The organism is Selenomonas sp. oral taxon 126 (genome assembly GCF_001683335.1).
Classification (GTDB): domain Bacteria; phylum Bacillota; class Negativicutes; order Selenomonadales; family Selenomonadaceae; genus Centipeda.
In genome coordinates this window covers 2382450-2388461 of the sequence record NZ_CP016201.1, presented here as the reverse complement: position 1 = coordinate 2388461, position 6012 = coordinate 2382450, and the positions used below count along the sequence as shown (strand labels likewise).

Genomic DNA, 6012 nt, shown 5'->3' with positions numbered 1-6012 from the left:
GTGTAGAAGAGACAGCTCCAGCCCCTTGCTCCTGTGGATCGTCATGATGCGCACGACATCCTCACTCTCGCCGAGGGTTCGGGCAACGGAGAGATCCGTGCTGCGGCGTTTCAGTGCGTCGATGTAGCGCAGGAAGCGGAACAATCCGCGCTCGTTCGTCCGCTCGAAGTCGGCGGCGCGGTCGATGAGCATGCGCAGATTCGCCTGACGCAGCGTGCCGCCGGGGAGCGTGCCGACATAGTCATAGTATCCCGTCTCGCGGTAGAGCGCCCAGAGCAGTTCGGGAACACTGTGGGTCAGCGCATGGCGGCGCCAGCGGCGAATGCGCTCCAATGCGTTCTCGGCCGCTTCATCCCCCGCCGCGCCCGTGAGCATATCGTAGATGCTGCCGCTCGGCGTGCGCACGCGCAGCTCCGCCATCTGCGCCATCGTGAGACCGATCATCGGCGAGGTGAGCACAGCGGCGAGCGGGGTGTCCTGACGCGCATTGTCGAGGACGGCGAGGAGGGAGAGGATCATGCGAATCTCGCTCGCCTCGAAGTAGCCCGCTGTATCATCCGCATAGGCGGGGATGTTCCGCGCGCGCAGTGCATCGAGCAAAAGCCCTGCGCGCCCCTTCGCCCCGCGCAGGAGGATCACGATGTCCCTGTTGCGGAGAGGCTCCCCGTTCTGCAGGACATAGCCCTCTGATTTGAGTTCCTCGATGCGGCGCGCGATGAAATGCGCCTCGACCTCGAATGCCTTGCGCTCCTCCTCTGCCTCCTCATCCTCCGAGGCGGAGTAATCGGCACGGAGGAGGTCGATTTCAAGCGGCTCCGCGAGTGATTTCCCCTGCGTCAGATCATCGAATGTCCGACCGGGATTCAGCCGCGCAGCCTCGTCATAGGCGATGGAAACTGCCTCCTCGCTCATGATTTGGGAGAATATCTCGTTGATGGGTTCAAGCACCTCGGCACGGCTGCGGAAGTTCTCGGACATGGTGACGAGTGTCCCGTCCGCCCCATTCGTGCGATACTTCCGATAGGTCGCCTGAAAGAGGGCGGGATCGGCAAGGCGAAAGCGGTAGATGCTCTGCTTCACATCGCCGACGATAAAGCGGTTCGCGTCTCGTGCGATCTGACTCAGGATGCCCTCCTGCAAGCCGTTCGTATCCTGATATTCGTCCACCATGATTGCATCGTAATGTCTGCGCAGCTCCTCTGCAATCTCCGTCGGCATGGCGGTGGTCGGGTTCTCCTGCAGGAGCGCGGGCTGCGCGCAGAGGAGCGCAAGCGCCGTGTGTTCGAGGTCGCCGAAGTCAAGGATGCCGCGTTGCAGTTTTTCCTTTTGAAACGCCTTGTGAAATGCGCTTGTCAGGCGTGCGTATTGACGGATTGACGCGTTTGCGCGGTTTTCCGTCTCACAGAGTTCATCCGCCGTTGTGGGAAGCTGTCCGATCGAGCCGTCCCACGCGCCGTGAATTTTCTCCGTCAGCTTTTTCAGACGCGCGCCGACTGTGGCATCGTAGTCCTCGACTGTCTTGCGCGGAATACTTTTTCGCTGTTTCTTTGCTGCGGCTGCCTCCGTCAGAAATGTTTCCCACGCGCCTGCATCCTCTGCGTGCAGAAAGTGATCGAGTGAGGAACGGAGCGCCTCGTAAATCTCCCGATTGCCCGCGAGCACATTGATACATTTTGCAGCCGCCGCACGCAAATTTGCATCCCCTGCACAGAGGAGCGCTTCTGCCTCGGCATAGTCCGCGCACAGCTGCGAGAGAGCTTCTTTCAGCTCATCCGCAAGCATGGAAAAGCCGCTGCGCGCCCAATACGGCGTATCCGCACTCTCCTGCCCCTGTGCCCGCAGCCATGTCTCGGGTGAGGGCTGACTGAGCGAAAAGGCATGGAGGGAGAGGATGTCGCTCTGCAGCTGCTCGTCATCGCCCCTGAGCCCGCCATAGGCGTCGGAAAAGGCAAGAAATCCGTCCGCATCGCCGTTCTCGGCACGTTGATACTCCTCTTCGAGCAGATCTTCCACGACCTTGTTTTTCAGAAGGCTGATCTCCTGCTCGCTCGCAATACGGAAGTTCGGCGGGATGTCGGTCGCGTCGATATGCGACTGGATCAGACGCTGACAGAAGGAGTGAAAGGTCGAGATGTCCGCCCCTGTGAGCAGGACGCGCTGGCGTTCGAGCGCGCCGATGCGCTGATGAAGCTCGAAGGCGGAGCCGCCGCCCACAGCCAGTGCGGCAATCTCCTCGTTGAGCGCCGCCTCGATGCGCTCACGCATCTCCGATGCCGCCGCCTTGGTAAAGGTGAGGACGAGGCCGCGGTCAAGCGAGAGTGTGCCGCTGCGCACCTGCGAGATGATGCGCTCCACGAGGACACGCGTCTTTCCGGAGCCTGCCGCTGCCGCCACGAGGATATTCTGTCCGTGGGTCTCAATCGCCTTTTTCTGATCTGCTGTAAATGTCATCTGTGCCATCGGATTTCACCTCCCCGCATACGATCCGTGCGATTTCCTCCATCGCCGCCTGTCCATTGTCTGCAATATCGCGGTAGACATCGCCCCGCCCGAGTTCCGGCTCGAACGCGCAGACGGCACGATAGGTACAGAAGGTACAGGCATTGCGGTCGTTGAAGCGATAGGGTGCAACCTGTATGTTCCCCTGCAGTATCTCCTCGGCTGTCTCACATACGAGCTTCGGCAGATATGCGAGGAGCTGCTCGAACTCCTCCCGTGAGTGAATGTACTTCTCCGAGTTCTTGGAAAAGCTGCTATCCTTGTTGAACGATATGCAGAGATGCTCGCCCATCGCGTCAATCTGCTTCACAATCTTTTCGTCTTTGATCAGGAGGCCTGTGAGTACCATTGCAGCCGCGATTTTCTTTTGCAGACTCTCGTCATCCAGACGCTTGTCGTTCGGAACAACGGGAGTCACAGCAGGTACATAGAGCATGCCGGCAGGGATGCTGCTGCCATCGAGCAGAGAGCGCACGACGAAGAGATAGAGGAGCAGCTGCATTTTCAGCCCGTGCCGAATCTCCGGCAAAAGGAGCGATGTCCCGCCCGTCTTATAGTCGAGGACGAGGTAGTAGCCCATGTCCCGCGTCACGTCGAATCGGTCGATCTGACCGCGCAGGGACAGGGTCATGCCGTTGGAGAGCGGAAAATCCGCCACCTTGACCCCGTCGCTGCGGCGTCCGAAGCTGAGTTCAAATCCATGGGGATGAAAGGAGGATGCCCTCGCCCACGAGGTGAGATGGCGGATGACCTGCTGCGCGGTGCGCCGTATCCGCTCGACGCGGTGACGGTATCCTGCACTGCTCATGAGGACAGCGCTGCGTATCTTCGGCATGAGATCCTGCATGAGGGCATCAATCTGCGCCGCGCCGCCCGCCTCCGCTGCGACCCAGTCATTGTCATGCTCCGTGCGTACCCACTCGCCGTATCCGTGCAGAATCTCGTGCAGGAGCGTTCCAAAGTCGCTGCTCTGGAACTCATAGACATCGCGCTCTCGCAGACCAAGCCCATATCTCGCAAAGTGGCGAAACGGGCACTGACGGAAGGTCTCGAGTCGGGTCGTGCTGCCGCTGATCCTCCCGTTCCGCGCGTACAGCTCCGCTGCAATAGCGGCAGAAAGAAAGTCCTCGCGCGGCGCGGCAAACAGACCGCGTACCATCAGGCGAAGGAGTGGGTGCATGGCGGGATCGATGCGCATCCAGTTGTAGACATCCTGCCACAGGGGGCGCATTTCCCCCAGCTCCTTCTGCCCAAGCAATGCGCTCGAAAGCGACGAAAGCATCGGATGCGGCGCAGACAGGACGAGATCGTCCTGCCGCTGTACCATTGCAAGCGGTATCGAGAGCAGCTCCGGCGCTATCATGCGCAGACGTGCCACGAGCGGCGAAGGTGCGAGCGCAGTGCCGTCGACAGAGGAAAGCGCATAGGAGACCCACAGGTATTCCCGCGCCTCCGTGAAGCCGCGATAGAGCTGATAGCGTTCGAGAAACGTCTGCTCCTGTGTGCCGCCGAAGATCATATGCGGCGTATCGGCAAGCGATTCGCGTATGGACAGACGGTCTGCGTCCGACAATACGCCCTGCGGCGCTGCGGCGCGCGGCATGATGCCCGCATTGGCGCCCACGATGTAGACGGCGCGGATGTCTGCGAGGCTGTTCTGATCGAAGGAAGCAAGCGTCACGTGATCGAGTCCCGGAGGAATCAATGCGATTTCGAGCGCATCCAATCCGTCCCCCAGCAGCTCCTCGAAGTCACGGGCGGAGATCTCCTCCTCACCGCTGACCTCGACAAGCTGCTCGAAGAGCGTCATGCAGGAAGTCCAGATCTGACGATGCGCCGTCGCATCCGCGAGACGCCCCTCCGCATCTGCCGCTGTCCGCCACGCATCGAGCGTCTGCTGCGCCCCCAGCTGATCGAGGAAGTCATAGAGCGCGCGCGTGCGCTCATATGCCATGCTCTGCTTGCTCGAGAGATGCTGCGTCAGTATGGAGAGCGGTGCGGCGATGCGTCTGCGCATGGCGTCAAGGGTGATCTCTTCGGATATGCGCAGGGCGTTCTGCTCGGTTCCCATCTCCTCATCTGGGATTGCGCGGCGGACGAAGTTCCACTCGTCCGTCATCGTCCACTGACGCTCGGTACGGATGCCAAACGCAATGCAGTAGTTCTCGAGCCGATCCACGGCCTCCTGCCAGTCGCCGCAGTCAAAGAGTTCGTCTTCTTCCGCTGCACTCTCTGCTGCGTCTGCGGTGACGGGAAAGAATCCTGTGCGCAGCGCACGGAATACGCTGTCATAGCCCCAGCCGCGCCACGCTGTCTGTGCTGCAGCGCGCAGAAGTTCGGCGAGCGGGTGATGCGTGCTGGGACGTTTTGCGTCCAGATAGCATGGAATCCCGCAGTCCGTCAATGCCTGTGTCAGGAGTTCCCCGTAGGTATCTATATCGCGCACGAGTACTGCAATCTCGCGATAGCGGTACTCTTTTTCGCGTGCGAGGCGGAGGATGTCCGCCGCCACGGATTCCGCCTCAAGGCGCGGATTCGCAGCCTCCACGAGTCTCAGAGCATCGTCTGTGACAGGGGCAAGGCGCTCGTGACCGAACAGCTTCGCCTCGACCGCTCTGAGCGCGTCACTCTGCGCGCGGTGTTGTTCCTGCATCAGTCGGATGGTTGGAGCGGCGGACGGATCGAGCTCCGTGAGAGTATCCGTCAGCGCGTTCATGGTCTGATAGCTGCGTGCAAATAGCCCCGTGTCCAATGTATTTTCGGGTAAATTCGTACGCACGCGATCACCCTCACGCCGTCCGTCCATCGTCAGGCTGACGTGAATCATGTCTGCCGTCTGAAAGAGTGCACGAAAGACAGCCAGCTCCTGCGGATTGAAGAAATCGAATCCGTCGACCCAGATCTCAGCACCGCGCAGAAAGGGCGCATCCGCAAGCTGCTGTGCAAGCCGCTCCATCCGATCTGTCTGATCGGTCAGCCGCCCCTCCATGCGCGCGGACAGTTCGTCCATGATGAGCGCAAGTTCCTTTAGTTTCTGAGGCAGCCGCCCCGCGCTGTCTCTGCTTTGATCGGCAGTATCGCGCAGAATCTCTGGGCTCAGGCGGTAGCGTCTGAGCTCGGCGATGGTGCGCGCCAATGTCTCTGTAAAGCCGCGCTTTGTGACGGAGCGCGCAAAGACAGAAAGCTCGTCCCTGTGCTTCAGCAGGATGTCCTTGAGCAGGATGCGGCGTCCGATCTCGCTGATGCGCGGAAGATGCGCCCCACCAGTTTCTAGGAGAACCTGTCGCGCAAGGCGGCGAAAACCGAACACATAGGCCTGTAAAAAGCCCGCGCTGTCCGTCAGGGTCTCTGCCAATGCGCGCTCTGCTGCATAGGTCATATGCTCCGGCACGAGGAGGATGCGCTGTCTGCCGAGCGGCTCGCGCATCAAAGCCTCCGTCATCGCCGCAAGACAGGCGTGTGTCTTGCCCGTGCCCGCGCGCCCGATGATGAACTTCACTCCTGCCGTCATAA

2 protein-coding genes are annotated in these 6012 nt (G+C 60.7%); both read right to left on the bottom strand.

The window, feature by feature from the left end; translation table 11 throughout:
* A partial coding sequence (locus AXF19_RS15560) for a UvrD-helicase domain-containing protein (RefSeq protein ID WP_237141600.1) occupies positions 1 to 2460 on the bottom strand: 2460 nt, incomplete at its 3' end.
* Complete coding sequence (locus AXF19_RS10855) at positions 2417 to 6010, bottom strand: PD-(D/E)XK nuclease family protein (RefSeq protein ID WP_066848710.1); 3594 nt, start codon at positions 6008 to 6010, stop codon at positions 2417 to 2419. The genes AXF19_RS15560 and AXF19_RS10855, both read right to left, overlap by 44 nt.
* Positions 6011 to 6012 lie beyond the last annotated feature (2 nt).

Excerpts from the sequence above, each read along its gene's own strand:
- AXF19_RS10855 (WP_066848710.1), bottom strand. The coding sequence starts at position 6,010 with ATGACGGCAGGAGTGAAGTTCATCATCGGGCGCGCGGGCACGGGCAAG.